Origin of the sequence: Citrobacter sp. Cpo147, from assembly GCF_030332405.1 — a bacterium.
Lineage (GTDB): Bacteria > Pseudomonadota > Gammaproteobacteria > Enterobacterales > Enterobacteriaceae > Citrobacter > Citrobacter portucalensis.
The window spans coordinates 676,506-701,822 of the sequence record NZ_JAOWHX010000030.1 but is presented as its reverse complement, the minus strand read 5'-3'; the positions used below and the strand labels follow the sequence as shown (position 1 = coordinate 701,822).

The following is a 25,317-nucleotide window of genomic DNA, read 5'->3' as shown; positions in this document are numbered from 1 at the left end:
TGATGGCTATTAGCACACCGATGTTAGTGACATTCTGTGTCTATATTTTCGGCATGATATTGATAGGGTTTATTGCATGGCGTTCAACCAAAAACTTTGACGATTACATTCTGGGTGGACGCAGTCTGGGTCCATTCGTGACCGCGTTATCTGCCGGGGCATCTGACATGAGCGGCTGGTTGCTGATGGGGTTGCCCGGCGCGATTTTCCTGTCGGGGATTTCAGAAAGCTGGATCGCCATCGGCCTTATTTTGGGCGCATGGATCAACTGGAAGCTGGTGGCCGGACGTTTACGTGTACATACCGAATACAATAACAATGCGCTGACGTTACCGGATTACTTTACCGGTCGCTTTGAAGATAAAAGCCGAATTTTGCGTATTATCTCTGCGCTGGTTATTTTGCTGTTTTTCACCATCTATTGTGCTTCAGGGATTGTGGCAGGGGCGCGTCTGTTTGAAAGCACCTTTGGCATGAGCTATGAAACAGCGCTGTGGGCAGGGGCGGCCGCGACGATCATTTATACCTTTATTGGTGGTTTCCTGGCGGTTAGCTGGACCGATACCGTCCAGGCCAGCCTGATGATCTTTGCTCTGATCCTGACGCCGGTGATGGTCATTATTGGCGTGGGTGGATTTGAAGATTCGCTGGAAGTGATTAAACAAAAGAGCATTGAGAACGTGGACATGTTCAAAGGGCTGAATTTTGTTGCCATCATTTCTTTGATGGGCTGGGGTCTGGGCTACTTTGGCCAGCCGCATATTCTGGCGCGCTTTATGGCAGCAGATTCCCACCATAGCATCGTTCATGCTCGCCGTATCAGTATGACCTGGATGATCCTGTGCCTGGCAGGTGCCGTGGCCGTGGGCTTCTTTGGTATTGCTTACTTTAACAACAACCCACAGCTTGCCGGTGCTGTTAACCAGAACGCCGAGCGCGTGTTTATTGAACTGGCGCAAATCCTGTTCAACCCGTGGATTGCTGGTATTCTGCTGTCTGCGATCCTCGCTGCGGTTATGTCGACCTTGAGCTGCCAGCTGCTGGTGTGCTCCAGCGCAATCACCGAAGATTTGTACAAAGCGTTCCTGCGTAAAAATGCCAGCCAGAAAGAGCTGGTATGGATTGGCCGCATCATGGTGCTGGTCGTGGCGCTGGTGTCTATCGCGCTGGCGGCGAACCCGGAGAACCGCGTGCTGGGTCTGGTAAGCTACGCCTGGGCGGGCTTCGGCGCGGCGTTTGGTCCGGTGGTTCTGTTCTCGGTAATGTGGTCGCGTATGACCCGCAACGGCGCGCTGGCAGGGATGATCATCGGTGCGGTGACGGTAATCGTCTGGAAGCAGTTTGCCTGGTTGGGTCTGTATGAAATCATCCCGGGCTTTGTTTTCGGCAGCATCGGTATTGTGGTCTTCAGCCTGTTGGGTAAAGCGCCTTCAACTGCTATGCAGCAACGTTTTGCCGAGGCTGATGCGCATTATCACTCAGCTCCGCCATCGCGTTTACAGGCAGAATAATCTGCCTCTGTCTTCAAGCCCGCCGCGTGCGGGCTTTTTTATTGCTTCCGTTGTAAACCTGCTATAACCATTACCTGCCTAACCTTTTACATTCAGTCATCATTCTCAAAACATTCTGCTTGAGTTTTTCTTTCCTGTAATGATAATCACTATCACTGTAATTTACTTTTCTTTTCATCAATTGACTGAGAATAACGTTTAAGGGTTCTTCGCATGTTTGTTCCATTTCTAATTATGTTGCGCGAAGGGTTAGAGGCCGCGCTGATTGTCAGCCTGATTGCCAGCTACCTGAAACGGACTCAGCGTGGTCGATGGATTGGTGTGATGTGGATTGGTGTTCTGCTGGCGGCGGCGTTATGCCTGGCGTTAGGGATTTTCATCAACGAAACCACCGGTGAATTTCCGCAAAAAGAACAGGAGCTGTTTGAAGGCATCGTGGCGGTCATTGCCGTGGTGATCCTCACCTGGATGGTGTTCTGGATGCGTAAAGTTTCGCGCAACGTCAAAGTCCAGCTTGAACAGGCTGTCGATAACGCGTTGCAGCGTGGCAACCATCACGGCTGGGCGCTGGTTATGATGGTCTTTTTTGCTGTTGCCCGTGAAGGGCTGGAGTCGGTGTTCTTCCTGCTGGCAGCATTCCAGCAGGATGTAGGTATCTGGCCGCCGTTAGGCGCGATGCTGGGACTGGCTACCGCGGTGGTACTGGGTTACCTGATTTACCTCGGCGGCATTCGCCTCAATCTCGGGGCATTTTTCAAATGGACCAGCCTGTTCATTTTGCTGGTGGCTGCCGGTCTTGCTGCAGGGGCAATCCGTGCTTTCCACGAAGCTGGGTTGTGGAATCATTTTCAGGATGTGGCGTTTGACCTGAGCAGCGTGCTGTCGACGCATTCGCTGTTTGGCACATTGATGGAAGGCATTTTCGGCTATCAGGAAGCGCCAAGCGTTAGTGAAGTCGCTGTCTGGTTTATCTACCTGATTCCGGCGTTGATTATGTTTGCGTTACCGCCGCGTTCAGGCACTACGGCATCGCGTACCGCACCTTGATAAAAACGCGATGCAGAATACTTTTTAGTTACAACATACTTATTTATAGGGATAGGTTATGACGTTTAATTTTCGCCGTAGTGCGCTGCAGCTAGGTATCGCCGCGCTGTTTGCCTCCGCTTTTAATGCACAAGCTGCCGATATTCCGCAGGTGAAAGTCACGGTTAACGACAAACAATGTGAACCGATGACTATCACGGTTAATGCAGGGAAAACGCAGTTCATCATCCAGAACCATAGCCAGAAAGCGCTGGAGTGGGAGATCCTCAAAGGCGTTATGGTGGTTGAAGAACGCGAAAACATTGCACCGGGCTTTAGCCAGAAAATGACCGCTAACCTCCAGCCTGGCGAATATGATATGACCTGCGGCCTGTTGACTAACCCGAAAGGCAAACTGATCGTAAAAGGTAGCGCAACGGCGGATGCCGCGCAAAGCGATGCTCTGCTGAGTCTGAGCGGCGCGATTACCGAATACAAAGCCTATGTGACAGCCGAAACCGCGCAGTTGGTTGCGGGCACCAAAGCCTTTACCGATGCGATTAAAGCTGGCGATCTGGAAAAAGCGAAATCGCTGTATGCGCCAACCCGTCAGCATTATGAGCGTATTGAACCGATTGCTGAACTGTTCTCCGATCTCGATGGCAGCATCGATGCACGTGAAGATGATTATGAGCAAAAAGCCGCCGATCCTAAATTCACCGGCTTCCACCGCCTGGAGAAAGCGCTGTTTGGCGACAATACCACCAAAGGTATGGATAAGTACGCCGACCAATTAAACAGCGATGTTCTTGACCTGCAAACGCGTATTAGCGAGCTGGCTTTCCCACCGTCTAAAGTTGTTGGCGGGGCAGCAGGACTGATTGAAGAAGTTGCTGCCAGCAAAATCAGTGGGGAAGAAGATCGCTATAGCCATACCGATCTGTGGGATTTCCAGGCCAACGTCGATGGTGCGCAGAAAATTGTCGATCTCCTGCGTCCTCAGTTGCAAAAATCCAATGCTGAACTGCTTGCGAAGGTGGATGCGAACTTCAAAAAGGTCGATACCATTCTGAGCAAGTACCGTACCAAAGACGGCTTTGAAACCTATGACAAACTGACTGATGCCGATCGTAATGCACTGAAAGGGCCAATCACGACGCTGGCGGAAGATTTGTCGCAATTACGCGGTGTTCTGGGTCTGGACTAAGCACTATGCAGCAAGATAATGAAAACGGCGTGAGCGAACCGTCACGCCGACGTTTACTGAAAGGGATGGGCGCCCTGGGTGGGGCGCTGGCGCTGGCGGGTGGGTGTCCGGTTGCCCACGCGCAAAAATCACAAAGCGCGCCGGGCACGTTGTCTCCGGATGCACGTAGTGAAGCGCAGCCGTTTTATGGTCAGCATCAGGCGGGGATCCTGACGCCGCAGCAGGCATCAATGATGCTGGTGGCATTCGATGTTCTCGCCAGCGATAAGGCCGATCTTGAGCGGTTATTCCGGTTGCTGACCAGCCGGTTTGCGTTTCTGACCACCGGTGGACCGGCGCCGGATACGCCGAATCCGCGTCTCCCCCCTATGGATTCAGGTATCCTCGGCGCATACATTGCGCCAGACAACCTGACGATGACGTTGTCAGTCGGCTCCTCGCTGTTTGATGAACGCTATGGCCTGAAATCGCAGATGCCGAAAAAGCTGCAAAAAATGACCCGTTTCCCGAATGATTCGCTGGATGCGGCGCTGTGCCATGGCGATGTGCTGCTGCAGATTTGTGCCAACACCCAGGACACCGTCATCCACGCGTTGCGCGATATCATTAAACATACACCCGATCTCCTTAGCGTGCGCTGGAAACGTGAAGGTTTTATTTCCGACCACGCCGCACGTAGTAAAGGCAAAGAGACCCCGGTCAATTTGCTTGGCTTTAAAGACGGCACCGCGAATCCGGACGCTACGGATGCGAAGTTGATGCAAGACGTGGTGTGGGTTACGGACGGGCAGGGCGAGCCTGACTGGGCACAAGGCGGTAGCTATCAGGCCGTCAGGCTCATTCAGTTTCGCGTTGAGTTCTGGGATCGTACGCCGCTGAAAGAGCAGCAAACGATTTTTGGTCGCGATAAACACACCGGCGCGCCGCTGGGTATGCAGCATGAGCATGATGTGCCTGACTATGCCAGCGATCCTGAAGGCGAGGTGATTGCGCTCGACAGCCATATCCGTCTCGCAAATCCGCGTACGAAAGAGACCGACTCCAGCCTGATGATGCGTCGTGGCTACAGTTATTCGCTCGGTGTGACTAATTCCGGTCAACTGGATATGGGGCTGTTGTTTGTCTGCTATCAACACGATCTGGAAAAAGGTTTTTTGACAGTGCAGAAACGTCTGAACGGTGAAGCGCTGGAAGAATATGTCAAACCGATTGGTGGGGGATATTTCTTTGCTTTGCCGGGTGTTAAAACTGCAGACAATTATCTGGGACAGTCTCTGCTTGAAGCCTGATGATTATGCCCCGCAGTACAGCGGGGTTTTTCCTGACATCTTGATGAAGGAACAAACTATTTTTTATGATCGGTATGCGACTGAAATAATTCTGTCATCTCTCTGCAAGAGACTGTCTCTGGTGATAAGATAGAATTTAAGTTAACAGTAAGTAAAAATATTGTTGCATTAGCGAAAGGTTATGATGTACTTATAAGTAATAGCGGTAGTTCCCGGCGGTGATTGTCATTCACTATGGAGATCGCGAATGGAAAAGTCCTGTATTGGACACGTTTTTCACAGTAACAGCAGTACCTTACGCGGACGTTTCTCTTCCGGTAGCCTCCTCGTCACCGCTAAATCTCTCTCTTATTCACTTCTTATCTTCGCAACTGACGCCCTGTACGGTGCGCGTAGCTGTGCGTGGCGTCTTATCCGAAAGCAAGCAATGGCTTACAAGGAAGCCAACCCTCAGATGTTCGTGCGCATAATCGTGCCGCCAACGGCGCGTGTGATGTATACCTACAACTCAAGGTGCTATCCATGGGAAGACAAAAAGCAGTGATCAAAGCTCGTCGTGAAGCAAAACGTGTGCTGAGGCGGGATTCGCGTAGCCATAAGCAACGTGAAGATGAATCGGTCACCTCGCTTGTGCAGATGGGCGGCGTAGAAGCGATTGGTATGGCGCGTGACAGTCGCGACGCCTCGCCAATCACGGCGCGGAATGAAGCTCAGGCGCACTACCTGAATGCTATCGAGAGTAAACAGCTGATCTTCGCCACCGGTGAAGCCGGGTGTGGTAAAACCTGGATCAGCGCGGCAAAAGCAGCAGAGGCCCTGATCCATAAAGATGTGGACAGGATCATTGTAACCCGTCCAGTTCTGCAAGCTGATGAAGACCTCGGCTTCTTACCTGGAGATGTTTCCGAGAAGTTTGCTCCCTATTTTCGCCCCGTGTATGACGTGCTTGTCAAACGGCTGGGAGCCTCCTTCATGCAATATTGCCTGCGACCTGAGATTGGTAAGGTGGAAATCGCGCCGTTCGCCTATATGCGTGGACGTACATTTGAAAATGCAGTGGTCATTCTTGACGAGGCTCAGAACGTCACTGCTGCGCAAATGAAGATGTTTTTGACCCGCCTCGGGGAGAATGTGACGGTGATTGTGAATGGGGATGTGACCCAGTGCGATCTACCAGCCCACGTTCGCTCAGGGCTTAGCGATGCGCTGGCCCGTTTCGAAGAAGATGAGATGGTTGGGATTGTTCGTTTCAATAAAGACGATTGCGTCCGCTCTGCGCTTTGTCAGCGGACGCTCAACGCTTACAACTGATATGTACTCCGTCTTCAAGGCCCGGGAAACCGGGCTTTGTTGTTTGACGCCAGTACATGACCGGTCGGGGCTTCTCATCCCCCGCAGATGTGCAACATGCGAAAAAAAAGCCCGTACTTGTGTACGAGCTCTTCTCAAAATATGGCGGTGAGGGGGGGATTGACTCGCTTTGCTCGCCCCTGCGGGGAAGCCCGTTCGCTGCGCTCCCGGTCTGTCCAACTGGCTGCGCCAGTAGTCGAACCCCGGTCGGGGCTTCTCATCCCCCTGCAGATGTGCAACATGCGAAAAAAAAGCCCGTACTTTCGTACGAGCTCTTCTTAAGATATGGCGGTGAGGGGGGGATTCGAACCCCCGATACGTTGCCGTATACACACTTTCCAGGCGTGCTCCTTCAGCCACTCGGACACCTCACCATATTGTTGTCCCTGTGCTACCGGAACGGGCGCTAATGTAGGGGAAACACCGCCCCGCCGTCAATCAACTTTTTGAAAAAAATGTGCATTTACACAAACTTCAAGCAACATGGAGCATAAATAAGCGGGAATTGTTTTTTTTGCCAGCATCCTAAAATTTGCTACTCTGATGTTCCCTCGAAAAATGATGATAATAAGTGCGAGAAAGTTCCGCACAACAATGTTCAGGAGACAATATGGATATAATTTTCTATCACCCAACATTCGATACGACCTGGTGGATTAATGCGTTGGCAAAGGCAATACCTGGTGCGAACGTACGCGAGTGGAAAGCGGGTGATAATGCACATGCTGACTATGCGCTGGTCTGGCATCCGCCGGTTGAAATGCTCGCAGGACGAAAATTAAAAGCCGTATTTGCGCTGGGAGCGGGTGTCGATTCTATTCTCAGTAAACTCAATGCTCATCCGGAAATGTTGGATGCGTCGATCCCGCTTTTCCGTCTGGAAGATACGGGTATGGGCCTGCAAATGCAGGAATATGCGGTCAGTCAGGTGCTGCACTGGTTTCGTCGCTTTGATGATTATCAGGCATTGAAAAATCAGGCGAAATGGCAACCGTTGTCAGAATATACTCGCGAGGAATTTACCGTCGGGATCATGGGGGCAGGGGTATTGGGCGCAAAAGTTGCCGAAAGCCTGCAAGCATGGGGATTCCCACTGCGCTGCTGGAGTCGTACGCGTAAATCCTGGTCTGGCGTGGAAAGCTTCGCCGGTACTGAGGAACTGGGCGCATTTTTGAGTCAAACTCGCGTGCTGATCAACCTCCTGCCTAATACGGCAGAAACCGTAGGCATTATTAACGCTGATTTACTTAGCCAATTGCAGGATGGCGCCTACGTGCTGAACCTTGCACGCGGTGTTCATCTCAATGAAGACGATCTTCTGGCATCGCTGGACAGCGGCAAGGTGAAGGGGGCCATGCTGGATGTTTATAGCCGTGAACCGCTGCCAGAAAACAGCCCATTATGGAAACATCCGCGTGTGGCGATGACGCCACATATTGCCGCAGTTACCCGTCCGGCAGAAGCGGTGGACTATATCTCCCGCACGATTATGAACCTGGAGAGCGGGCAAGTCGTAACAGGTCAGGTCAATCGCGTTCGGGGATATTGATGGTAACCCGGCAAGTACCGGGTTTCAGCTAAAATACCCGCCATACTTCAAGCTGCATGTGCGTTGGCTACGGTTGTTCACCTGAATCACTTACATAAGTAAGTGATTCAGGTATCACTCCCTTGCCACCTGCCTACGACTCGAATTTTTAGGGTATTAATGGCGGCGATACCTGCTATCCTTGACGGAAAATGACTACAGGAGAGAGTTATGTATCCCGTTGACCTGCATATGCATACCGTCGCCAGCACCCACGCCTACAGCACCTTAAGTGATTACATCGCGGAAGCTCGTCGCAAAGGCATCAAGCTGTTTGCCATTACCGATCATGGACCGGACATGGCGGATGCGCCTCACCACTGGCACTTTATCAATATGCGTATTTGGCCACGTGTCGTGGATGGCGTGGGGATCCTGCGAGGAATAGAAGCCAATATTAAGAATATTGAAGGTGAAATTGACTGTTCAGGTCCGATGTTTACCTCCCTGGACCTCATTATTGCGGGCTTCCATGAGCCGGTTTTTGCCCCTCACGATAAAGACACCAATACCCAGGCAATGATAGCTACGATGGCCAGCGGTAATGTGCACATCATCAGCCATCCGGGAAATCCAAAGTATCCTGTTGATATTAAAGCAATTGCGAAGGCGGCGGCAAAGTACCAGGTTGCACTGGAAATCAATAACTCTTCGTTTTTGCATTCGCGTAAGGGCAGTGAGGATAATTGTCGTGCGGTTGCTGCGGCTGTACGTGATGCTGGCGGCTGGGTGGCGTTAGGGTCGGATTCACATACCGCTTTCACGCTGGGAGAATTTGGCGAATGCCGTAAAATCCTGGATGATGTTAATTTCCCTGAAGACAGAATTTTAAACGTCACACCTAAACGTCTATTGGCGTTTCTGGAATCGCGAGGCATGGAGCCGATCGCGGAATTTGCTGAACTGTAATTGTTACTAACTGGAATATATCAATGAACGAGTTTTCTATCCTGTGTCGTGTACTGGGCTCGCTATTTTACCGCCAACCGCAGGACCCTTTACTGGTTCCCCTGTTTACCCTGATTAGTGAAGGTAAACTGTCAGCCAACTGGCCGCTGGAACAGGACGAACTGCTCACCCGTTTACAGAAGAGCTGCGATATGCCCCAGCTGGCTGCAGATTACAACGCGCTGTTTGTCGGTGACGAGTGTGCAGTGCCGCCATATCGTAGTGCCTGGGTAGAAGGGGCGAAAGAATCCGATGTTCGTGCATTTCTTTCAGCCCGGGGCATGCCGCTGGCTGATACACCGGCAGATCACATTGGTACGCTGTTGCTGGCGGCTTCATGGCTTGAGGACCAGTCTGCGGAAGATGAAAGTGAGGCGCTTGAAACCTTGTTTGTAGACTACTTGCTGCCCTGGTGCGGTACGTTCCTTGGAAAAGTTGAAGCGCACGCGAACACGCCTTTCTGGCGTACGATAGCACCGCTGACGCGTGATGCCATTGGTGCGATGTGGGACGAATTGCAGGAAGATACAGACGAATAAATGTGATGCGTATCACTTAATAGTGCAACTCAATTTATAAGCTTGCATAAATTGTGTGCGCGATCTCATTCCCATGCCGTTTTTCTGCTAAGATGCGCGGCATGAACATACTTCTCTCAATTGCAATCACAACGGGCATTCTCTCCGGGATCTGGGGATGGGTGGCCGTTTCTCTTGGTTTACTCAGTTGGGCTGGCTTTCTGGGTTGTACGGCTTATTTCGCCTGCCCGCAAGGTGGGTTAAAAGGACTGTGGATCTCGGCGTGTACGCTGCTAAGCGGTGTGGTGTGGGCGTTGGTGATTATTAACGGTAGCGCGCTTGCTCCGCATATGGACATTATTGGTTATGTCATGACAGGAATTGTCGCGTTTCTGATGTGTATCCAGGCAAAGCAATGGTTGCTTTCATTTGTACCGGGCACGTTCATTGGCGCATGTGCAACATTTGCAGGGCAGGGGGACTGGCGACTGGTTGTTCCGTCATTGGCACTGGGTCTGGTATTCGGCTATGCGATGAAAAACAGTGGTCTGTGGCTGGCATCTCGCCGTGAAAATAGAATATCGTCGACGCTGACCAGTAAATAAAAAAGCGTGAGGGATTTCCTCACGCTTTTTATGCTGTATAGACCCATCAGGATTCTGGCGGTACCGACATATGACGGTATTTAACCAGAATGTCATTATCAACTTGTTTCTTATCCTGCAAATCCCACAATCCGCGATCGATGCCGTCATTAATCAGGAAGATAACGCCCGTTTCAATCGCTGACATCAGACAAAGCATAACCGGTTCGTTAGAGGTGTAACCAATTTCACCTTCCAACAGACGCTGGTAGTCAATAAAGCGGAACACCCCAGCCTGTACTTCATAAGACAGAATGGTTTTACTGGTATTCACTGACGACAGGATCTCACCGGTGCTGACGTTAACTACGCGCAGGTTTACCGCTATCTGGTCGAGCTGGTATTGCGTATCGGCGCCAATACCAAAATAACGTGCACCGACACCACCGGATTTAACGTTGCTTTCATAACCGATAATTGACCCTTCCACCATGACGTTTGCCGCGGTCAGGGACTGTAGCGGGATCCGGTTATTAATCGCAACCGTACCGTTTTCCTGAGCTGCACGAATGATTTTGCGTTCGTTAAGCAAGTTCTGTAACCCCTGACGTTCCAGTGGGACGAACCAACGAGAATCTTTCAATGCGGTGACAAGCATAGCCGTGGCGCTTTGCGGGACGGCGGTTGAGAAGTTACTTGCCGGGTAAGGTTTAAATTGGCCAGTCTCATCCTGAATGTTGTATACCGACACAAAGATCTTACCTGTAGGCATAGGCAGATGCGTCAAGTCTTTATAGCTTTGGGCTCGGGGCATTAATGTCGGCTTAGCGGCTTCTTGAGGCGGGGCTGTTAAACATCCGCTGAGTAAAATTACTGCCACCATGATAAGTAAACGCTGCATGATTATTTCCTTTCGTGGCTATAACTTAGAAGTCGGTCGACTGTGTTTGTAAACCCGACACTTCAATAGTCGAAGTTTTCCCCGATTTCCTGTCGGTGACATTCAATTGCAGTTGTCCGTCCCGGTTGGCGATATCAATGATAAAATCATTGGTCACCATTCTTCCTGGTTTACCGGTATTAATGTTGGTGAGTAGGCCACCGAGAATTTGTGACTGAATCGCCTGAGTAAAGTTATCCAGAGCTGACGGGGTTTCAATACCGTAATCGTCATAGCTTGGATCTTTATATGAGTTCTGGGCCTGGGCGCTGTTCAACAGAAAAGCACCATTATTCGGGTTGCCACCAAAGTTTGGGTTGCGAAACTGGAACGTCATGTTTCCGGCCCAACTTAATGGTGAAATTAGCATGAGCAAAACCACTGCATGTTTAACACGCATGAAAGCCTCCGGACAAAATCATGTTTTAGAATTCATCACGCGCTAAATCGCTAGTGCTTAATAGTGTTTGATCTATTTGCCGGCGATTTAATGCTTCTTCAGTTTCTGCCAATGCGAAGACAACTATTTTGTCGAAGTCTCTTTTCGTTGGGAATAAAAAAGTCTGGAAGATAACGTCTTGATTGACCGTTATGGTGATCCAACTTCCCCAACGCGCACTGGGTCTTTCATTAATGGTTAAGTTTCCTGTGTACTCGCTTTCCCACTTATCACTAAAGGCCCGATAAAAATCATGACCGATTGAAGAGACAGTGTGGTCAGTTAACAGTCCGGGAACCTCCACCTCTACGGTTGTCGCTGCGTGCAGACTCCCGGCAGCAAAGAATAAATTTGCTGCCACAATCCAGGTCAAATAGCGTTTCATGGCTTTATCGCCTGAGGTTATCATTGGCCCATGAGACCGCCTGCGTACGATTTTTGACAGCTATCTTTTTGAAAAGATTATAAAGATGTGTTTTTACCGTATTTTCACTGATAAACAGTGAGCGAGCGATTTCAATATTTGAGGCGCCGATACGCAATTTATTAAGGATCTCTTTTTCACGGTGCGTCAGCAGTGCCGACTCCGTGCTGTTATAACGATAATTTCCAGAGTGCGTGATCAGATAACTGGCAAGTTTTTGCGTGAAGTAACATTCACCGCGCAAGATACCCTGCAAGCCGCTTACAACACGCTGCTCGTCTTCAGTTGCGTAAAAAACACCATTGATATGCGGCCAGTTTTCGATATCCCGATAAGGGTAATCATCAGGAGTATTCAACAATAACGTCTTTATATTGTTGTTTTTTCTACTCAAATTATCTTGCCAGTAATGGATCAGTTTTTTATCTGCCTCCATCATATCCAGTAAAACAATGCAGCTGGAGGATATATCATCCAGAGAACGTTGAATATTATGTAGTTTTCCGGTGAGTGCCAGTGATTGTTTTAAATGCTGTAATAATGCAGTTGCCTGCAAAGAAGGTTTTGTGATCAACAATAATGTATGACCATGAATACTATGGACTTCATTAAACATGATGAAACTCCACTTTTTAGTCGCACACCTGACAGCTGTCTCTACTAAAATAGAGGCACCAGAAGTACTGACAGATGTTGCACTGCTGTGTAGATATAAAATATCGACCCAAAGGGGTGAAAATATTAAAACAAATGGACTTCAACTGATTTCAATCTAGCTATTACAAATCTTAAAGCAAGTGTTAAACATGTAACAACTTGTAAAATTATATATTAAAATGTGATTTTATGGTTTTATTAGAGTTTAGATTTGATAGGAAAGTTGTACATTTTACCTTTGCTGCATAGATTTAAAAAATCATACAAATTATAGTAACACATTGATTTTAAGTCATTTAATTAATGATTGTTGAGTTTTAAATTTCTAATGAATTCTAAAATCCTTATCTCAATTTACGTTGGTCAATTTTAGATGGAAAAAAATGACCTTTGTCACGACTTGTACCGATGTCTATCTCGACGTTGTACTGAGAGGCCCTGATATCGTGCAAAATGCACTTTCTCAGTGACTGCATAGAAATTCATTACTGATAGCAAAATAAAAATAAAATCCAGACCTGAAGCGATGTTATTCACTGTTAATTAGTACTTTGGTGTGAATCCGGATATAAAAATACCACTCGCGGGTGAGTTATTTAAAATGTTTCCACGGACATACTCTTCATCGTAACGTGGCGTTAACAAATGTAAGTCATGTTAACAACAATTTGAGTGGTAATTAATTTAACTTCATGTACGACCAGGTCCAGGGTGACAACATGAAAAACAAGTTGTTATTTATGATGTTTACAATACTGGGTGTGCCTGGGATTGCATCCGCAACCAGTTATGATTTAGCTAATTCAGAATATAACTTTGCGGTAAATGAATTAAGTAAGTCTTCATTTAATCAGGCAGCCATTATTGGTCAGGTTGGTACTGCTAATAGTGCAAATACTCGCCAGGAGGGCACTAAGTTATTGTCGGTCATTTCGCAAGAAGGTTCAGGTAACCGGGCGAAAACAGAACAGACGGGATCAAATAACTTTGCATATATTGATCAAACGGGTAGCTCTAATGATGCGAGTATTAAACAAAGCTCTTACGGTAATACGGCGATGATTATCCAGAAAGGCTCTGGTAATAAAGCCAATATTACCCAGTACGGTACACAAAAAACAGCAGTTGTGGTGCAGAGACAGTCGCAAATGGCAATTCGCGTTACTCAACGCTAATCCATAAACGACGTTTAAATCAATCCGATGGGGGTTTACCATGAAACTTTTAAAAGTGGCAGCATTCGCAGCAATCGTAGTTTCTGGCAGTGCTCTGGCAGGTGTTGTTCCGCAATGGGGCGGTAATCATCATGGTGGCGGTAGCAACTATGGCCCAGACTCTTCAATGAGTATTTACCAATTTGGCTCTAGTAACGTTGCGAATGCGCTGCAAAGTGATGCACGTAAATCAGACGTGACTATCACACAACACGGACATGGTAACGGTGCGACCGTCGGCCAAGGTGCTGATGACAGTACCATTAGCCTGAAACAGACCGGCTTCCAGAACAGTGCTACTATCGATCAGTGGAATGCAAAAAATGCTGATATCAGCGTAACTCAGTTCGGTGGTCGTAACGGTGCTGTGGTTAATCAGACAGCGTCTGACTCCAATGTGCTGATTCAGCAGGTTGGTTATGGCAACAATGCTACAGCTAACCAGCACTAATTCAGTTTTCTGACTGATAATAAACAGGGCGAAAGCCCTGTTTTTTTTCGGGAGAATATTATGCACACGCTATTACTCATTGCCGCGTTGGCAAATCAAATAACATTCAATACAACTCAGCAAGGTGACATGTACACCATTATTCCTCAGGTGACATTAGCTCAACCGTGCGTATGTGAAGTGCAAGTTCTTGCCGTACGTAAAGGAAAGGGCGGACAAAGTCAGTCACAGCAGAAAACAAGCCTTTCGGTCCCTGCTAATCGGCCAATTGAATTAACAAAAATGAGCTTTAATATTTCACCGGAGGATTCGGTTAAAATTATCGTTACCGTTTCTGACGGGCAGTCTCTGCATCTGTCGCAACAATGGCCTGACTCAAACAGTCACCCATAATTTTTTGCCGGATTTGCATTAAGGGTGTGGCTGGGAGTGCGGTGCTGTTCTATGAATATAGAAACGAACAAACGTTTTATTTGATCGTAACTCGCAGCGGTGAAGGATCATTGTGATCCCTCAAGGATGATTAATCATTGAGGAACCCTTATGTGTACATTCTTAAAGCGTATTTTAAATACCGGTTTGTGGGCTTTTTCTCTTTTAACCCTCCCCGCAATGGCGACGCAAATCTTACCCGGCGGGGTTATTCATTTTCGTGGTGCAATAGTTGAAGCACCTTGCGACGTTAACACTCGACAACAACAGATTGAATTGTCATGTATGCGTGATGGCACGATGAGTAATAGTCTCTACGACCTGCAACAGGTCACGACAGCGCCTCAGAGTGTGCAACAAATTGCCACGGTGAAAATGCATTACCTCAATGAACAGAAAAGCATGGCTATTCTGAATATTGAATATAAATGAATCATTCTGGCGTAGGTATGCACGCTTATGGCTAAAAAATGAGATTTCAAGGAAAACCCTGCTGTACACTTAACGGAGAGTGTTTTGTCAGGGGGAACTTATGCAATCGCGTGTTCATGTGTTACAGGGCGACATTACGACGATCGCGGTAGATGTGATCGTCAATGCGGCCAACTCCTCGTTACTGGGAGGAGGTGGAGTCGATGGCGCGATTCATCGTGCTGCCGGGCCTGCGTTGTTGGAGGCCTGCAAACAGGTTATACAACAACAGGGAGAATGCCCGACCGGGGATGCCGTTATCACGCTGGCTGGCGCGCTTCCGGCAAAAGCAGTTATTCACACCGTAGGGCCCGTCTGGCAAGGCGGTGATCACCACGAGGCTGAACGACTTGAAGAGGCCTATCTAAATACATTGCAACTGGCCTTAGCCAATGGTTATCAATCCATTGCTTTTCCAGCGATAAGCACCGGTGCTTATGGTTACCCACGCGCTGCAGCAGCAGAGATCGCGGTGAAAACGGTGTTGAAATTTATCACCCGGCGTACGCTTCCCGATCAAATATACTTCGTGTGCTTTGATGAAGAAAACGCTCGACTATACAAGAGATTACTTACCCAACAAGGCGATGAACGCACGGACTGATATGACGCGACTTGAGCGTGCCATCACGCCGCTATGCGTAAACCACCCGGGAGAATGCGGCATTCTGACGTTGGATGACAGCCTGGATGCGTTTGCTGCTCGCTATCGGTTGACGGAAATGGCGGAACGAACCCTGGATGTTCAGTATTACATCTGGGAAAGCGACATGTCCGGGCTATTGTTATTTTCCGTTTTGCTGACCGCAGCGAAGCGGGGCGTCCGGGTGCGTTTGTTGCTGGATGATAACAACACGCCAGGTCTGGATGACACGCTGCGTTTGCTGGACAATCACCCTAATATTGAAGTTCGCCTGTTTAATCCCTTTTCCTTTCGCATCCTGCGTGCCCTGGGCTATTTAACCGATTTTGCCCGGTTGAATCGGCGTATGCACAACAAAAGTTATACCGCTGACGGCGTCGTAACTCTTGTGGGGGGGCGAAATATAGGCGATGCCTATTTTGGCGCAGGCGAACAACCACTGTTTTCCGATCTGGACGTTATGGCTATTGGGCCGGTTGTCCAGGATGTTGCAGACGACTTTGAGCGTTACTGGCACTGCCGCTCGGTTTCAACATTGCAAAACGTACTTGAGGTGGCAGAACCTGCTTCTACGCAAAAAATCGAACTTCCTGAATCCTGGTATAATGATGACATCACGCGTCGCTATCTACATAAGCTGGAAACCAGCCAGTTTGTGACCCATCTCGATCAGAGGTCGCTGCCGCTAATTTGGGCGAAAACGCGCTTACTGAGTGATGATCCTGCAAAAGGAGAGGGGAAAGCGCCGCGCCACTCACTATTACCGCAGCGTTTGTTTGACGTGATGGGATCTCCCACCGAGCGTATTGATATTATTTCCGCCTACTTTGTACCCACTCGCGCCGGTGTGGCGCAGCTCCTGAGACTGGTGAGAAAAGGCGTTAAGATCGCAATTTTAACTAATTCTCTGGCGGCGAATGATGTTGCAGTCGTTCACGCGGGCTATGCGCGTTGGCGAAAAAAACTCCTGCGCTACGGCGTGGAGTTATACGAGCTCAAACCGACCCGCGATCGCGTTTCAGCAGTACACGACCGGGGATTAACCGGTAATTCAGGCTCCAGCCTGCATGCGAAAACCTTCAGTATTGACGGTCGTAAAGTGTTTATCGGCTCGCTTAATTTTGATCCCCGTTCAACGCTGCTCAATACGGAAATGGGGTTTGTGATTGAGAGTGAAGTACTGGCTGAGTTGATTCATAAACGTTTTATGCAAAGTCAGCGTGATATGGCCTGGCAACTACGTCTTGACCGTTGGGGCAGAATTAACTGGGTTGATCGGCTTTCTGGCAGCGAACAGGTACTGAAAAAAGAACCCGCTACAGGATTCTGGAAGCGGGTTCTGGTGAGGCTTGCATCCGTGTTGCCCATTGAATGGCTGCTCTGAACCATTCAATGCAAGAAAACTAACCGGCAACCGCCTTGTTTTTATCCTGCTTAATCGGCGGTTTACCCGAAAAGAGAAACTTCAGCACCGGGATCCGTAAATGGATTTCGTACAGTATGACCGCAATTCCAACCACAAAAAGAAGGCCGCAGAGAAAACCCAGCAGATTCGACTTGATGTGCGGTGTGATATACGCGCCAAAAAACAGCGTTAACGGGTGGTGCACCAAATAGATGAACAGCGACGCGTTGACAAAATAGGTCACGCGAGCCGACTGGAAATTCAGTAAACGGTGGCCAAGCGAAAAGACGACGTTTACCATCCATAGCCCCATGACCATGGTAATGACATATTCGGTTTCATACATCCAGGCATCGCCGTTGCCGTAACGTTGATTGAGCAGGTATGCGACAAATGCGAATGCGGCGCCTAGCGTGCAGCCGCGCGATGGCGTGGTAAACAGTGCTTTCAGATTAGGATTGATAAACGCCAGCGCGCCGAGCATAAAGAAAGGCACATAGAACAGCGTTTGCATAACGATAAAATTAAACATGCCGTCGCTGAGAATCGAAGGGTAGAGGATGAAAATCGTTCTTCTGACGACGGCATAGCCGACACCCAACAATATAAAAATCAACGTTAATTTGGTCATCGACACCCCCGATGCAGGGGTACCGTCTCCACGCGATAGTCTGTTTTTCATTTGGGTAAACACCCACATACTCAGGGTCGTTAACACCACCAGAACCAGTAAAAACCACAGATGGGAAATCAGCTCCCAGGCCAGCGCATTGTATTTGTCGTAGCCGCTGAGGGTATGCCAGCTGTCTGCTTTCCCTTTCACGTATTGCAGCATGATAAATTGCGGCAGCGTAAGCAGCGGAATCGCGGTCAGCATAGGGATCCCCACGCGTTCTACACGCACTTTCCACCAGCGCTTTAACGGATAGCGCAAAAAAAGCATGTAGGAAAAATAACCTGAAATGACAAAGAAGACCTGCATGCGAAATGCATGGATAAAGTCGTTAAAAAGGGTTAACCACCACGAAGGTTCTGCGCTGTTCACGTGCCAGGTGTGGGTGGAGTAGATCAATGAAATATGGAATGGGATCCCTAACAACATTAGCCAGGCACGGATGGAGTCAAGAAAATATTCACGTGGTGGTGATACAGAGCTCATAGACAGTTACGTATTCTCAGACTTTTCGTCTTATCCCTAAGACGAATAATGGTTACATTCGAGGGCAACCCTACACGAAGTCCAACAACCTGTCTCCAGGATAAGCACGCAAAGTGAAAACAGGCAGATGAACCTGCTTAAACCATGAGCCAGCGCGCGAACAATACAGGGATTCAGTTGTCGGAGTACCCGATTATCCATTAAAATGGATCGGATCAATATAAGCACACAAAGGGGGAAGTGCTTACTAATTATGAAACATAAACTACAAATGATGAAAATGCGTTGGTTGGGTGCAGCAGTCATGTTAACGCTGTACACATCATCGAGCTGGGCGTTCAGTATTGATGATGTTGCAAAACAAGCTCAATCCTTAGCCGGGAAAGGCTATGAGGCGCCAAAAAGTAACTTGCCCTCCGTTTTCCGCGACATGAAATATGCGGATTATCAACAGATCCAGTTCAATCGCGATAAAGCGTACTGGAGCAATCTCAAGACCCCATTTAAGCTCGAGTTCTACCACCAGGGTATGTACTTCGACACGCCGGTCAAAATCAACGAAGTTACCGCCACGGCGGTGAAAAGAATCAAATACAGCCCGGATTATTTTAATTTTGGCGATGTTCAGCATGATAAAGACACGGTAAAAGATCTCGGCTTCGCCGGGTTCAAAGTGCTGTATCCGATCAACAGCAAAGATAAAAACGATGAAATCGTCAGCATGCTCGGTGCCAGCTATTTTCGCGTTCTGGGCGCAGGTCAGGTCTACGGCCTGTCAGCGCGTGGCCTCGCGATTGATACCGCTCTGCCTTCTGGTGAAGAATTTCCCCGCTTCCGTGAGTTTTGGATCGAGCGTCCGAAACCGACTGATAAACGTTTAACCATTTATGCTTTGTTGGATTCTCCGCGTGCAACCGGAGCGTATCGTTTTGTCATTATTCCAGGTCGTGACACTGTCGTTGATGTTCAGTCCAAAGTTTACCTACGCGACAAAGTGGGCAAACTGGGCGTGGCACCGTTAACCAGTATGTTCCTGTTTGGACCGAACCAGCCGTCTCCGGCGACAAACTATCGTCCGGAACTGCATGATTCTAACGGTTTGTCTATCCATGCCGGCAACGGGGAGTGGATTTGGCGTCCGCTGAATAACCCGAAACATCTCGCGGTGAGCAGCTTCGCTATGGAAAACCCGCAAGGATTCGGACTGTTGCAGCGTGGCCGTCAGTTCTCACGTTTTGAAGATATCGACGATCGTTACGATCTGCGCCCAAGCGCCTGGATCACGCCAAAAGGTGACTGGGGTAAAGGTAAGATTGAGTTAGTTGAAATCCCAACTAACGATGAAACGAACGATAACATCGTTGCGTACTGGACGCCGGATCAACTGCCTGAAGCGGGCAAAGAGATGAACTTCAAGTACACTCTGACGTTCACGCGTGATGAAGACAAGCTTCATGCGCCGGAAAGCGCCTGGGTACAGCAGACTCGTCGTTCTACCGGTGATGTAAAACAGTCCAACCTGATTCGTCAGCCTGACGGTACCATCGCGTTTGTGGTGGACTTTACCGGCACAGATATGAAAAAGCTGCCGCAGGATACCCCGGTTACCGCACAAACCAGTATTGGCGACAACGGCGAAATCGTTGAAAGCACTGTGCGCTATAACCCGGTATCTAAAGGTTGGCGTTTGATGCTGCGCGTGAAAGTGAAAGACGTGAAGAAAACCACTGAAATGCGTGCTGCCTTGGTCAATGCCGATCAGACGCTGAGTGAAACCTGGAGCTACCAGTTACCTGCCAATGAATAAGACAACTGAGTATATTGACGCAATGCCGCTTTCGGATATCGAGAAAGCGGCACTGCCGAAAACTGACATCCGCGCCGTTCATCAGGCGCTGGATGCCGAGCATCGTACTTACTCGCGCGAAGATGATTCACCGCAGGGGTCTGTGAAAGCTCGCCTTGAGCAAGCATGGCCGGATTCTTTGGCTAAAGAGCAGTTGGTTAAGGACGATGAGGGCCGCGATCAGCTGCAGGCGATGCCAAAAGCAACGCGTACCTCTATGTTCCCCGATCCCTGGCGTACCAACCCGGTTGGCCGTTTTTGGGATCGCTTGCGTGGGCGCGATGTGACGCCTCGTTATCTTTCGCGTTTGACGAAAGAAGAACAAGAAAGCGAGCAAAAATGGCGTACTGTAGGCACCATCCGCCGCTATACGCTGTTGATTCTAACGCTGGCGCAAACGGTCGTAGCAACCTGGTATATGAAGACGATCCTCCCGTATCAGGGTTGGGCATTCATTAATCCGATAGACATGATGGGGCAGGATTTATGGGTCTCCTTTATGCAATTGCTGCCCTACATGCTCCAGACCGGCATTCTTATTTTGTTTGCTGTGCTTTTCTGTTGGGTGTCTGCGGGATTCTGGACCGCGCTGATGGGCTTCCTGCAACTGCTGATTGGGCGAGATAAGTACAGTATCTCGGCCTCAACGGTTGGGGATGAACCGCTGAATCCTGAACACCGTACTGCGCTGATTATGCCTATCTGTAACGAAGACGTTGACCGCGTATTTGCGGGACTGCGCGCTACGTGGGAATCGGTCAAAGCAACGGGCAACGCCGAACATTTCGATGTTTATATCCTGAGTGACAGCTACAACCCTGATATCTGCGTAGCAGAACAAAAAGCGTGGATGGAGCTGATTGCTGAGGTGCAGGGCGAAGGGCAGATTTTCTACCGCCGTCGTCGTCGTCGCGTGAAGCGTAAAAGCGGCAACATTGATGACTTCTGTCGTCGCTGGGGAAATCAGTACAGCTACATGGTGGTGCTGGACGCTGACTCAGTGATGAGCGGTGACTGTCTGAGCGGCCTGGTGCGTCTGATGGAAGCGAATCCGAATGCAGGGATTATCCAGTCTTCACCGAAGGCTTCCGGTATGGATACGCTGTATGCGCGCTGCCAGCAGTTTGCGACCCGTGTTTATGGACCGCTGTTTACCGCCGGGCTTCACTTCTGGCAGTTAGGGGAGTCACACTACTGGGGTCACAACGCCATTATCCGTGTGAAGCCGTTTATCGAGCACTGTGCGCTCGCGCCGTTACCGGGCGAAGGCTCGTTTGCGGGATCAATCCTCTCCCATGACTTCGTGGAAGCGGCATTGATGCGTCGTGCTGGCTGGGGTGTGTGGATTGCTTACGATCTGCCGGGCTCTTATGAAGAACTGCCGCCGAACCTGCTGGATGAACTCAAGCGTGACCGCCGCTGGTGCCACGGCAACCTGATGAACTTCCGTTTGTTCCTTGTGAAAGGGATGCACCCGGTTCACCGTGCGGTATTCCTGACCGGTGTAATGTCCTATCTGTCTGCGCCGCTTTGGTTTATGTTCCTCGCGCTCTCTACCGCATTGCAGGTGGTGCATGCGTTGACGGAGCCGCAGTACTTCCTGCAACCGCGCCAGCTGTTCCCGGTTTGGCCGCAGTGGCGTCCTGAACTGGCGATCGCGCTGTTTGCTTCAACGATGGTGCTGCTGTTCCTGCCGAAGCTGCTGAGTATTTTGCTCATCTGGTGTAAAGGGACGAAAGAGTACGGCGGGTTTATCCGCGTCACGCTGTCGCTACTGTTGGAAGTTCTGTTCTCCGTGCTGCTGGCGCCGGTGCGTATGCTGTTCCACACCGTCTTCGTCGTGAGTGCCTTCCTCGGTTGGGAAGTTGTCTGGAATTCGCCGCAGCGTGATGACGATTCGACCCCGTGGGGTGAAGCGTTTATGCGTCACGGTTCCCAGTTACTGTTGGGGCTGGTGTGGGCTGTGGGTATGGCCTGGCTCGATCTGCGTTTCCTGTTCTGGCTGGCACCGATAGTCTTCTCGCTGATCCTGTCGCCGTTTGTTTCTGTGATTTCCAGCCGTTCCACGGTGGGGTTACGTACCAAGCGCTGGAAGCTGTTCCTGATCCCGGAAGAGTATTCTCCGCCGCAGGTGCTGGTGGATACCGATACTTATCTGGTGATGAACCGTAAACGTACGCTGGACGATGGCTTTATGCATGCGGTGTTTAATCCGTCGTTTAACGCACTGGCCACGGCCATGGCGACTGCACGCCACCGCGCCAGCAACGTGCTGGAGATTGCACGCGATCGTCATGTGGAACAGGCACTGAACGAAACGCCGGAGAAACTGAATCGCGATCGCCGCCTGGTGTTGTTGAGCGATCCGGTGACCATGGCGCGTTTACATTACCGTGTCTGGAATTCACCTGATAAGTATTCTTCGTGGGTGAACTACTATCAGGGACTGACACTGAACCCGCTGGCGCTCAGGAAAAAATAAGCGTTCTGTAACGTGAAAATACCGGCCTGGTGCCGGTATTTTTTATATTGAATAGAATGAGTCGTGAGGTAGCCGGTGCGAATTTTGGCTGTAGGAATAATGATCTTCTTCCTGAGCGGATGCGGCAGCATTATTAGTCGTACCATCCCAGGGCAAGGACACGGAAACCAATACTATCCTGGCGTGCAATGGGATGTTAGGGACTCCGCATGGCGCTACGTCACTATCCTCGATCTGCCATTTTCGCTGGTGTTTGATACGTTGCTGCTGCCGCTCGACATACATCATGGACCTTACGAGTAATTATCGCTCATCCCATTCATCGGCTGCGGTCTGCCCCTCTTCAGTATCAAGGGGAGGTTCCAGCTGGAATTCACCTTCATCCCATTCGTGAAGCGTATTTTCTTCCTGCCACTCCTGGCGGATTTCAATTTCATCATAGTCGCCATCAAAAACGCTCTGGGCCGCTTCTCCGCTCAGGATTGGAAGACATTCACCATCTACATCATCCTCGTCAGCAAAGAATTCCGCCTGCCACATAATGTCGCCATCCTGTAGCACGTATTTTTGGACGCTTAGCTGTTGAACGCTGGCATCGTCTGACTCAAGGTCAGGGTTATCAGCCAGAAACACTTCACGAGCTGCATCAATAGCCTCTTCCAACGTGGCATAAAAATTCATGTCATTCTTTGCCATATTTCTTCTCCTAAAGCGAACAATAAAGGGGATGATTCAATCTATAGACGGCGATCCGCAGAGCGTCAAACCCGTTAGCTGCATGGCTCTCTCAATCAGATGATTACTGCCTGCAATGCCTACGAGACCAAGTGAAAGTAACTCCGGTTGTTTATGAAAAAATTTACATTGGCAGATACTGAAGCCGACGTAATATCAGGAAAAAAATTCAAGAAAAAAGAGTAATGTATGTGGTTTGCAATGTAGTAATGAAAATCGAAAAATTAAAAAATGACGTTATATAAGGAAATCTTCAGGGTTAAACGTTCTTTTTTATGTGTTTTAGCGGGGGGATCCGATCGCTTATGACGCAATATTTCATAACTTAATAAAAATAAAGAAGAAAATTAATGCCCAATACGGAAGTGTCGCAGGGGCAATCAATGAAAGTGGCTAAACTTAGTGATGTCTTTGGTAGTGACAAAGTATCTTTTGTGTATGGGGGGTGTGAATGGTGTGAGTGATACTTAAATAGTATACATAATAAAATATTATTAATGACAAAGGTTATAAATCTATAAGAAACCATTAAATAAGAAATGAATTAGTGTCATTGAATCTGTGCAGATATAATAGTTTGCAAAATCTTATGCTTTATTATATAAAATGCAAAATTAAGAAAGCCCTGAAGGTTGTTATGGATAACGGCAATTCAAATAATAGAAGGTTAATGGCTTTCTATATAATCTGTTTGGCTAGCTATGTTCTTGGTGGAGTGTGTCTTACACAATTTAAATTAACGATACAAAGTGTCCCGCAAACAGTATATCTGATTATAATTGTAGGGTTGTTCTTTTTATATGGGATAATCTTCCTGTTTATGTTATTCCAGTATCTTTGTAGAAAAGATCTCACCTGCCTTATGATATTAGGTATGGCGTTTCTTGGGAATAACATATTTTTCATCGAGACTATCTACATCGTTCAGGACTTGATTAATGATTATGCCTCAATCGAAAAAAGAACTAACGATATAGCCATATTCTATTACTTTCGGCAGATTAGTTTCATAGCTCTACTATTTGTTTCATTAAAATCTTATAAAGTATCCTCGACAGTTATTGAAACCAAAGAAAGAGAACCTTGCTATATCGTTCTGTCTTTTTTAATCATGCTTGTTATCGCGGTGGTGGCGCACGCTCTGGCCAGTTATAACCCTAATTTTACACTCGAGATCACAAGCGTGAAGCCTGATAATGTCACTGTGCACTGGCATATTGGGTACATTTATTCGCTAATTGTATCCTGGGGACTGGTCCTGCTGTATTTAATCATTAAAACCAGAACGCATAACATCTTGTGGAAAAGTATAGGGCTACTGTGTTGCTCAGCAATATTGACCAATGTACTACTTCTGAGCCTGGATGAATATAGCATGTATATTTGGTATGTTAGCCGGGGGATTGAGGTGATAAGTGCCCTGTGTATAATCTCAATACTGATGTACAACACCTTCATCATCTTAAAAAAAGAAACGGATTCAGCTATCAAAGACGCAATGACTAAAATATATAATCGTAAACTATTCTATAAGTCATTAAAATCATCATTAGCAAAAGGCGCAGTGTGTGTAATGGTTCTGGATATTGATAAATTCAAACGGATTAACGATACCTACGGTCATCAGGAAGGTGACAGAGTAATAATCAGCATTGTCGACATTATCAATAAATCAATCAGAGATACGGATATTTTTGCCAGAGTAGGCGGCGAAGAATTTGCGATCCTTCTTAAGTGTAACGATAAAGATGAGGCAATTGTTGTTGCAGAGCGAATTAGGCGAAATGTAGAGAACGGTACGACAATACCAAATTCATATGAGTTAAAAGAAAAAATGACGATAAGTATCGGTGTATATTGCAGCAAAATTGATGATGAATCAGCGGATAAAGTTGTTTCATACGCCGATGCCGCTTTGTATGAAGCCAAAAATTCTGGCAGAAATAAGGTGTGTTACTATTATCATTAAGGTTGAAATATACGCCGTGTAAGATAATT

The 25,317-nt window shown here is 48.4% G+C and carries 26 protein-coding genes and 1 tRNA gene; 20 read left to right on the top strand and 7 right to left on the bottom strand.

Features of this window, described 5'->3' with window-relative positions; all coding sequences use genetic code 11:
* Window positions 1-2: 2 nt before the first annotated feature.
* The 6 genes from putP (at window position 3) to phoH (ending at window position 6,344) form a co-directional block, all read left to right on the top strand.
* Window positions 3-1,511 (top strand): sodium/proline symporter PutP, encoded by a 1,509-nt coding sequence (gene putP, locus OGY06_RS06035; protein WP_032936247.1) that lies wholly within the window; start codon window positions 3-5, stop codon window positions 1,509-1,511.
* 213 nt (window positions 1,512-1,724) lie between these two features.
* Complete coding sequence (gene efeU / locus OGY06_RS06030) at window positions 1,725-2,558, top strand: iron uptake transporter permease EfeU (protein ID WP_003036041.1); 834 nt, start codon at window positions 1,725-1,727, stop codon at window positions 2,556-2,558.
* Window positions 2,559-2,616: 58 nt separating this feature from the next.
* Complete coding sequence (efeO, locus tag OGY06_RS06025) at window positions 2,617-3,744, top strand: iron uptake system protein EfeO (protein ID WP_003832073.1); 1,128 nt, start codon at window positions 2,617-2,619, stop codon at window positions 3,742-3,744.
* Between the two features lie 5 nt (window positions 3,745-3,749).
* Entirely contained in the window at window positions 3,750-5,033 is a 1,284-nt protein-coding gene (gene efeB / locus OGY06_RS06020; RefSeq protein ID WP_003832075.1) for an iron uptake transporter deferrochelatase/peroxidase subunit, read from the top strand.
* Between the two features lie 247 nt (window positions 5,034-5,280).
* Window positions 5,281-5,577 carry a hypothetical protein gene (locus OGY06_RS06015; protein ID WP_003832077.1) on the top strand — a complete coding sequence of 99 codons (297 nt, stop codon included), beginning with the start codon at window positions 5,281-5,283 and terminating at the stop codon, window positions 5,575-5,577.
* Window positions 5,556-6,344, top strand: coding sequence for a phosphate starvation-inducible protein PhoH (phoH, locus tag OGY06_RS06010; RefSeq protein ID WP_003832078.1), 789 nt, complete (start codon window positions 5,556-5,558; stop codon window positions 6,342-6,344). Before OGY06_RS06015 ends, phoH begins: the two co-directional genes overlap by 22 nt.
* Window positions 6,345-6,669: 325 nt before the next feature.
* Here phoH and OGY06_RS06005 read toward each other — a convergent pair.
* A tRNA-Ser gene (locus OGY06_RS06005) sits at window positions 6,670-6,757 on the bottom strand.
* 236 nt (window positions 6,758-6,993) lie between these two features.
* On the opposite strand from OGY06_RS06005, the gene ghrA reads away from it, so the two are divergent.
* From ghrA to OGY06_RS05985, 4 genes are all read left to right on the top strand, one after another.
* Window positions 6,994-7,932 (top strand): glyoxylate/hydroxypyruvate reductase GhrA, encoded by a 939-nt coding sequence (gene ghrA, locus OGY06_RS06000; protein WP_003832080.1) that lies wholly within the window; start codon window positions 6,994-6,996, stop codon window positions 7,930-7,932.
* Between the two features lie 210 nt (window positions 7,933-8,142).
* Window positions 8,143-8,880, top strand: coding sequence for a phosphatase (locus OGY06_RS05995; protein ID WP_003832082.1), 738 nt, complete (start codon window positions 8,143-8,145; stop codon window positions 8,878-8,880).
* A 23-nt stretch (window positions 8,881-8,903) separates the two neighbouring features.
* Window positions 8,904-9,458: a TorD/DmsD family molecular chaperone gene (locus OGY06_RS05990; protein ID WP_003832084.1), complete on the top strand. Its 555-nt coding sequence runs from the start codon at window positions 8,904-8,906 to the stop codon at window positions 9,456-9,458.
* 101 nt (window positions 9,459-9,559) lie between these two features.
* Entirely contained in the window at window positions 9,560-10,042 is a 483-nt protein-coding gene (locus OGY06_RS05985; RefSeq protein WP_032934412.1) for a DUF1097 domain-containing protein, read from the top strand.
* A gap of 46 nt (window positions 10,043-10,088) precedes the next feature.
* Here the strand turns inward: OGY06_RS05985 and csgG are convergent, their stop codons facing one another.
* The 4 genes from csgG to csgD are packed head-to-tail and all read right to left on the bottom strand — an operon-like array spanning window position 10,089 to window position 12,440.
* Window positions 10,089-10,922: a curli production assembly/transport protein CsgG gene (gene csgG, locus OGY06_RS05980; RefSeq protein ID WP_003036082.1), complete on the bottom strand. Its 834-nt coding sequence runs from the start codon at window positions 10,920-10,922 to the stop codon at window positions 10,089-10,091.
* A gap of 25 nt (window positions 10,923-10,947) precedes the next feature.
* Window positions 10,948-11,361 carry a curli production assembly/transport protein CsgF gene (gene csgF, locus OGY06_RS05975; RefSeq protein WP_003832089.1) on the bottom strand — a complete coding sequence of 138 codons (414 nt, stop codon included), beginning with the start codon at window positions 11,359-11,361 and terminating at the stop codon, window positions 10,948-10,950.
* A 25-nt stretch (window positions 11,362-11,386) separates the two neighbouring features.
* Window positions 11,387-11,785 carry a curli production assembly/transport protein CsgE gene (gene csgE, locus OGY06_RS05970; protein ID WP_003832091.1) on the bottom strand — a complete coding sequence of 133 codons (399 nt, stop codon included), beginning with the start codon at window positions 11,783-11,785 and terminating at the stop codon, window positions 11,387-11,389.
* A 4-nt stretch (window positions 11,786-11,789) separates the two neighbouring features.
* Entirely contained in the window at window positions 11,790-12,440 is a 651-nt protein-coding gene (gene csgD / locus OGY06_RS05965) for a biofilm master transcriptional regulator CsgD (protein ID WP_003832092.1), read from the bottom strand.
* Between the two features lie 760 nt (window positions 12,441-13,200).
* Between csgD and csgB the strand changes: the two genes are divergently transcribed.
* From csgB to OGY06_RS05935, 6 genes are all read left to right on the top strand, one after another.
* Window positions 13,201-13,656 (top strand): curli minor subunit CsgB, encoded by a 456-nt coding sequence (gene csgB / locus OGY06_RS05960; RefSeq protein WP_003832095.1) that lies wholly within the window; start codon window positions 13,201-13,203, stop codon window positions 13,654-13,656.
* Window positions 13,657-13,696: 40 nt separating this feature from the next.
* Window positions 13,697-14,146 carry a curli major subunit CsgA gene (csgA, locus tag OGY06_RS05955; protein ID WP_003832097.1) on the top strand — a complete coding sequence of 150 codons (450 nt, stop codon included), beginning with the start codon at window positions 13,697-13,699 and terminating at the stop codon, window positions 14,144-14,146.
* 60 nt (window positions 14,147-14,206) lie between these two features.
* Window positions 14,207-14,539, top strand: a complete 333-nt coding sequence (gene csgC, locus OGY06_RS05950; RefSeq protein ID WP_020996502.1) for a curli assembly chaperone CsgC — start codon at window positions 14,207-14,209, stop codon at window positions 14,537-14,539.
* Window positions 14,540-14,689: 150 nt separating this feature from the next.
* On the top strand, window positions 14,690-15,010 hold the full coding sequence (locus OGY06_RS05945; protein WP_003832101.1) for a YmdA family protein: 321 nt from the start codon (window positions 14,690-14,692) through the stop codon (window positions 15,008-15,010).
* A gap of 100 nt (window positions 15,011-15,110) precedes the next feature.
* Entirely contained in the window at window positions 15,111-15,653 is a 543-nt protein-coding gene (gene ymdB / locus OGY06_RS05940) for an O-acetyl-ADP-ribose deacetylase (protein WP_284961749.1), read from the top strand.
* Window positions 15,586-17,076: a phospholipase D family protein gene (locus tag OGY06_RS05935; RefSeq protein ID WP_370613217.1), complete on the top strand. Its 1,491-nt coding sequence runs from the start codon at window positions 15,586-15,588 to the stop codon at window positions 17,074-17,076. The genes ymdB and OGY06_RS05935 overlap by 68 nt, the downstream gene beginning before the upstream one ends.
* A 19-nt stretch (window positions 17,077-17,095) precedes the next feature.
* Here the strand turns inward: OGY06_RS05935 and mdoC are convergent, their stop codons facing one another.
* Window positions 17,096-18,256: a glucans biosynthesis protein MdoC gene (gene mdoC, locus OGY06_RS05930; protein WP_063941873.1), complete on the bottom strand. Its 1,161-nt coding sequence runs from the start codon at window positions 18,254-18,256 to the stop codon at window positions 17,096-17,098.
* Window positions 18,257-18,527: 271 nt separating this feature from the next.
* On the opposite strand from mdoC, the gene mdoG reads away from it, so the two are divergent.
* The 3 genes from mdoG to OGY06_RS05915 all read left to right on the top strand — a co-directional run bounded on the left by mdoG (window position 18,528) and on the right by OGY06_RS05915 (window position 22,887).
* Entirely contained in the window at window positions 18,528-20,063 is a 1,536-nt protein-coding gene (mdoG, locus tag OGY06_RS05925) for a glucans biosynthesis protein MdoG (RefSeq protein ID WP_103014639.1), read from the top strand.
* Window positions 20,056-22,584 carry a glucans biosynthesis glucosyltransferase MdoH gene (gene mdoH / locus OGY06_RS05920; protein WP_032934414.1) on the top strand — a complete coding sequence of 843 codons (2,529 nt, stop codon included), beginning with the start codon at window positions 20,056-20,058 and terminating at the stop codon, window positions 22,582-22,584. Before mdoG ends, mdoH begins: the two co-directional genes overlap by 8 nt.
* 75 nt (window positions 22,585-22,659) lie before the next feature.
* Window positions 22,660-22,887, top strand: coding sequence for a YceK/YidQ family lipoprotein (locus OGY06_RS05915; protein WP_003832117.1), 228 nt, complete (start codon window positions 22,660-22,662; stop codon window positions 22,885-22,887).
* Here the strand turns inward: OGY06_RS05915 and OGY06_RS05910 are convergent, their stop codons facing one another.
* Window positions 22,888-23,265, bottom strand: coding sequence for a MysB family protein (locus tag OGY06_RS05910; protein ID WP_008784346.1), 378 nt, complete (start codon window positions 23,263-23,265; stop codon window positions 22,888-22,890).
* 691 nt (window positions 23,266-23,956) lie between these two features.
* Here OGY06_RS05910 and OGY06_RS05905 point away from each other — a divergent pair.
* Window positions 23,957-25,288: a sensor domain-containing diguanylate cyclase gene (locus OGY06_RS05905; protein ID WP_126318515.1), complete on the top strand. Its 1,332-nt coding sequence runs from the start codon at window positions 23,957-23,959 to the stop codon at window positions 25,286-25,288.
* Window positions 25,289-25,317 lie beyond the last annotated feature (29 nt).

Coding starts and splice junctions, on each gene's coding strand:
- putP (WP_032936247.1), top strand. CDS start 3: ATGGCTATTAGCACACCGATGTTAGTGACATTCTGTGTCTATATTTTC.
- OGY06_RS05990 (WP_003832084.1), top strand. CDS start 8,904: ATGAACGAGTTTTCTATCCTGTGTCGTGTACTGGGCTCGCTATTTTAC.
- OGY06_RS05995 (WP_003832082.1), top strand. CDS start 8,143: ATGTATCCCGTTGACCTGCATATGCATACCGTCGCCAGCACCCACGCC.
- ymdB (WP_284961749.1), top strand. CDS start 15,111: ATGCAATCGCGTGTTCATGTGTTACAGGGCGACATTACGACGATCGCG.
- OGY06_RS05985 (WP_032934412.1), top strand. CDS start 9,560: ATGAACATACTTCTCTCAATTGCAATCACAACGGGCATTCTCTCCGGG.
- OGY06_RS05905 (WP_126318515.1), top strand. CDS start 23,957: ATGGATAACGGCAATTCAAATAATAGAAGGTTAATGGCTTTCTATATA.
- efeU (WP_003036041.1), top strand. CDS start 1,725: ATGTTTGTTCCATTTCTAATTATGTTGCGCGAAGGGTTAGAGGCCGCG.
- csgB (WP_003832095.1), top strand. CDS start 13,201: ATGAAAAACAAGTTGTTATTTATGATGTTTACAATACTGGGTGTGCCT.
- efeO (WP_003832073.1), top strand. CDS start 2,617: ATGACGTTTAATTTTCGCCGTAGTGCGCTGCAGCTAGGTATCGCCGCG.
- ghrA (WP_003832080.1), top strand. CDS start 6,994: ATGGATATAATTTTCTATCACCCAACATTCGATACGACCTGGTGGATT.
- mdoH (WP_032934414.1), top strand. CDS start 20,056: ATGAATAAGACAACTGAGTATATTGACGCAATGCCGCTTTCGGATATC.
- mdoC (WP_063941873.1), bottom strand. CDS start 18,256: ATGAGCTCTGTATCACCACCACGTGAATATTTTCTTGACTCCATCCGT.
- OGY06_RS05945 (WP_003832101.1), top strand. CDS start 14,690: ATGTGTACATTCTTAAAGCGTATTTTAAATACCGGTTTGTGGGCTTTT.
- efeB (WP_003832075.1), top strand. CDS start 3,750: ATGCAGCAAGATAATGAAAACGGCGTGAGCGAACCGTCACGCCGACGT.
- csgF (WP_003832089.1), bottom strand. CDS start 11,361: ATGCGTGTTAAACATGCAGTGGTTTTGCTCATGCTAATTTCACCATTA.
- csgG (WP_003036082.1), bottom strand. CDS start 10,922: ATGCAGCGTTTACTTATCATGGTGGCAGTAATTTTACTCAGCGGATGT.
- csgE (WP_003832091.1), bottom strand. CDS start 11,785: ATGAAACGCTATTTGACCTGGATTGTGGCAGCAAATTTATTCTTTGCT.
- phoH (WP_003832078.1), top strand. CDS start 5,556: ATGGGAAGACAAAAAGCAGTGATCAAAGCTCGTCGTGAAGCAAAACGT.
- mdoG (WP_103014639.1), top strand. CDS start 18,528: ATGATGAAAATGCGTTGGTTGGGTGCAGCAGTCATGTTAACGCTGTAC.
- OGY06_RS05910 (WP_008784346.1), bottom strand. CDS start 23,265: ATGAATTTTTATGCCACGTTGGAAGAGGCTATTGATGCAGCTCGTGAA.
- csgC (WP_020996502.1), top strand. CDS start 14,207: ATGCACACGCTATTACTCATTGCCGCGTTGGCAAATCAAATAACATTC.
- OGY06_RS06015 (WP_003832077.1), top strand. CDS start 5,281: ATGGAAAAGTCCTGTATTGGACACGTTTTTCACAGTAACAGCAGTACC.
- csgA (WP_003832097.1), top strand. CDS start 13,697: ATGAAACTTTTAAAAGTGGCAGCATTCGCAGCAATCGTAGTTTCTGGC.
- csgD (WP_003832092.1), bottom strand. CDS start 12,440: ATGTTTAATGAAGTCCATAGTATTCATGGTCATACATTATTGTTGATC.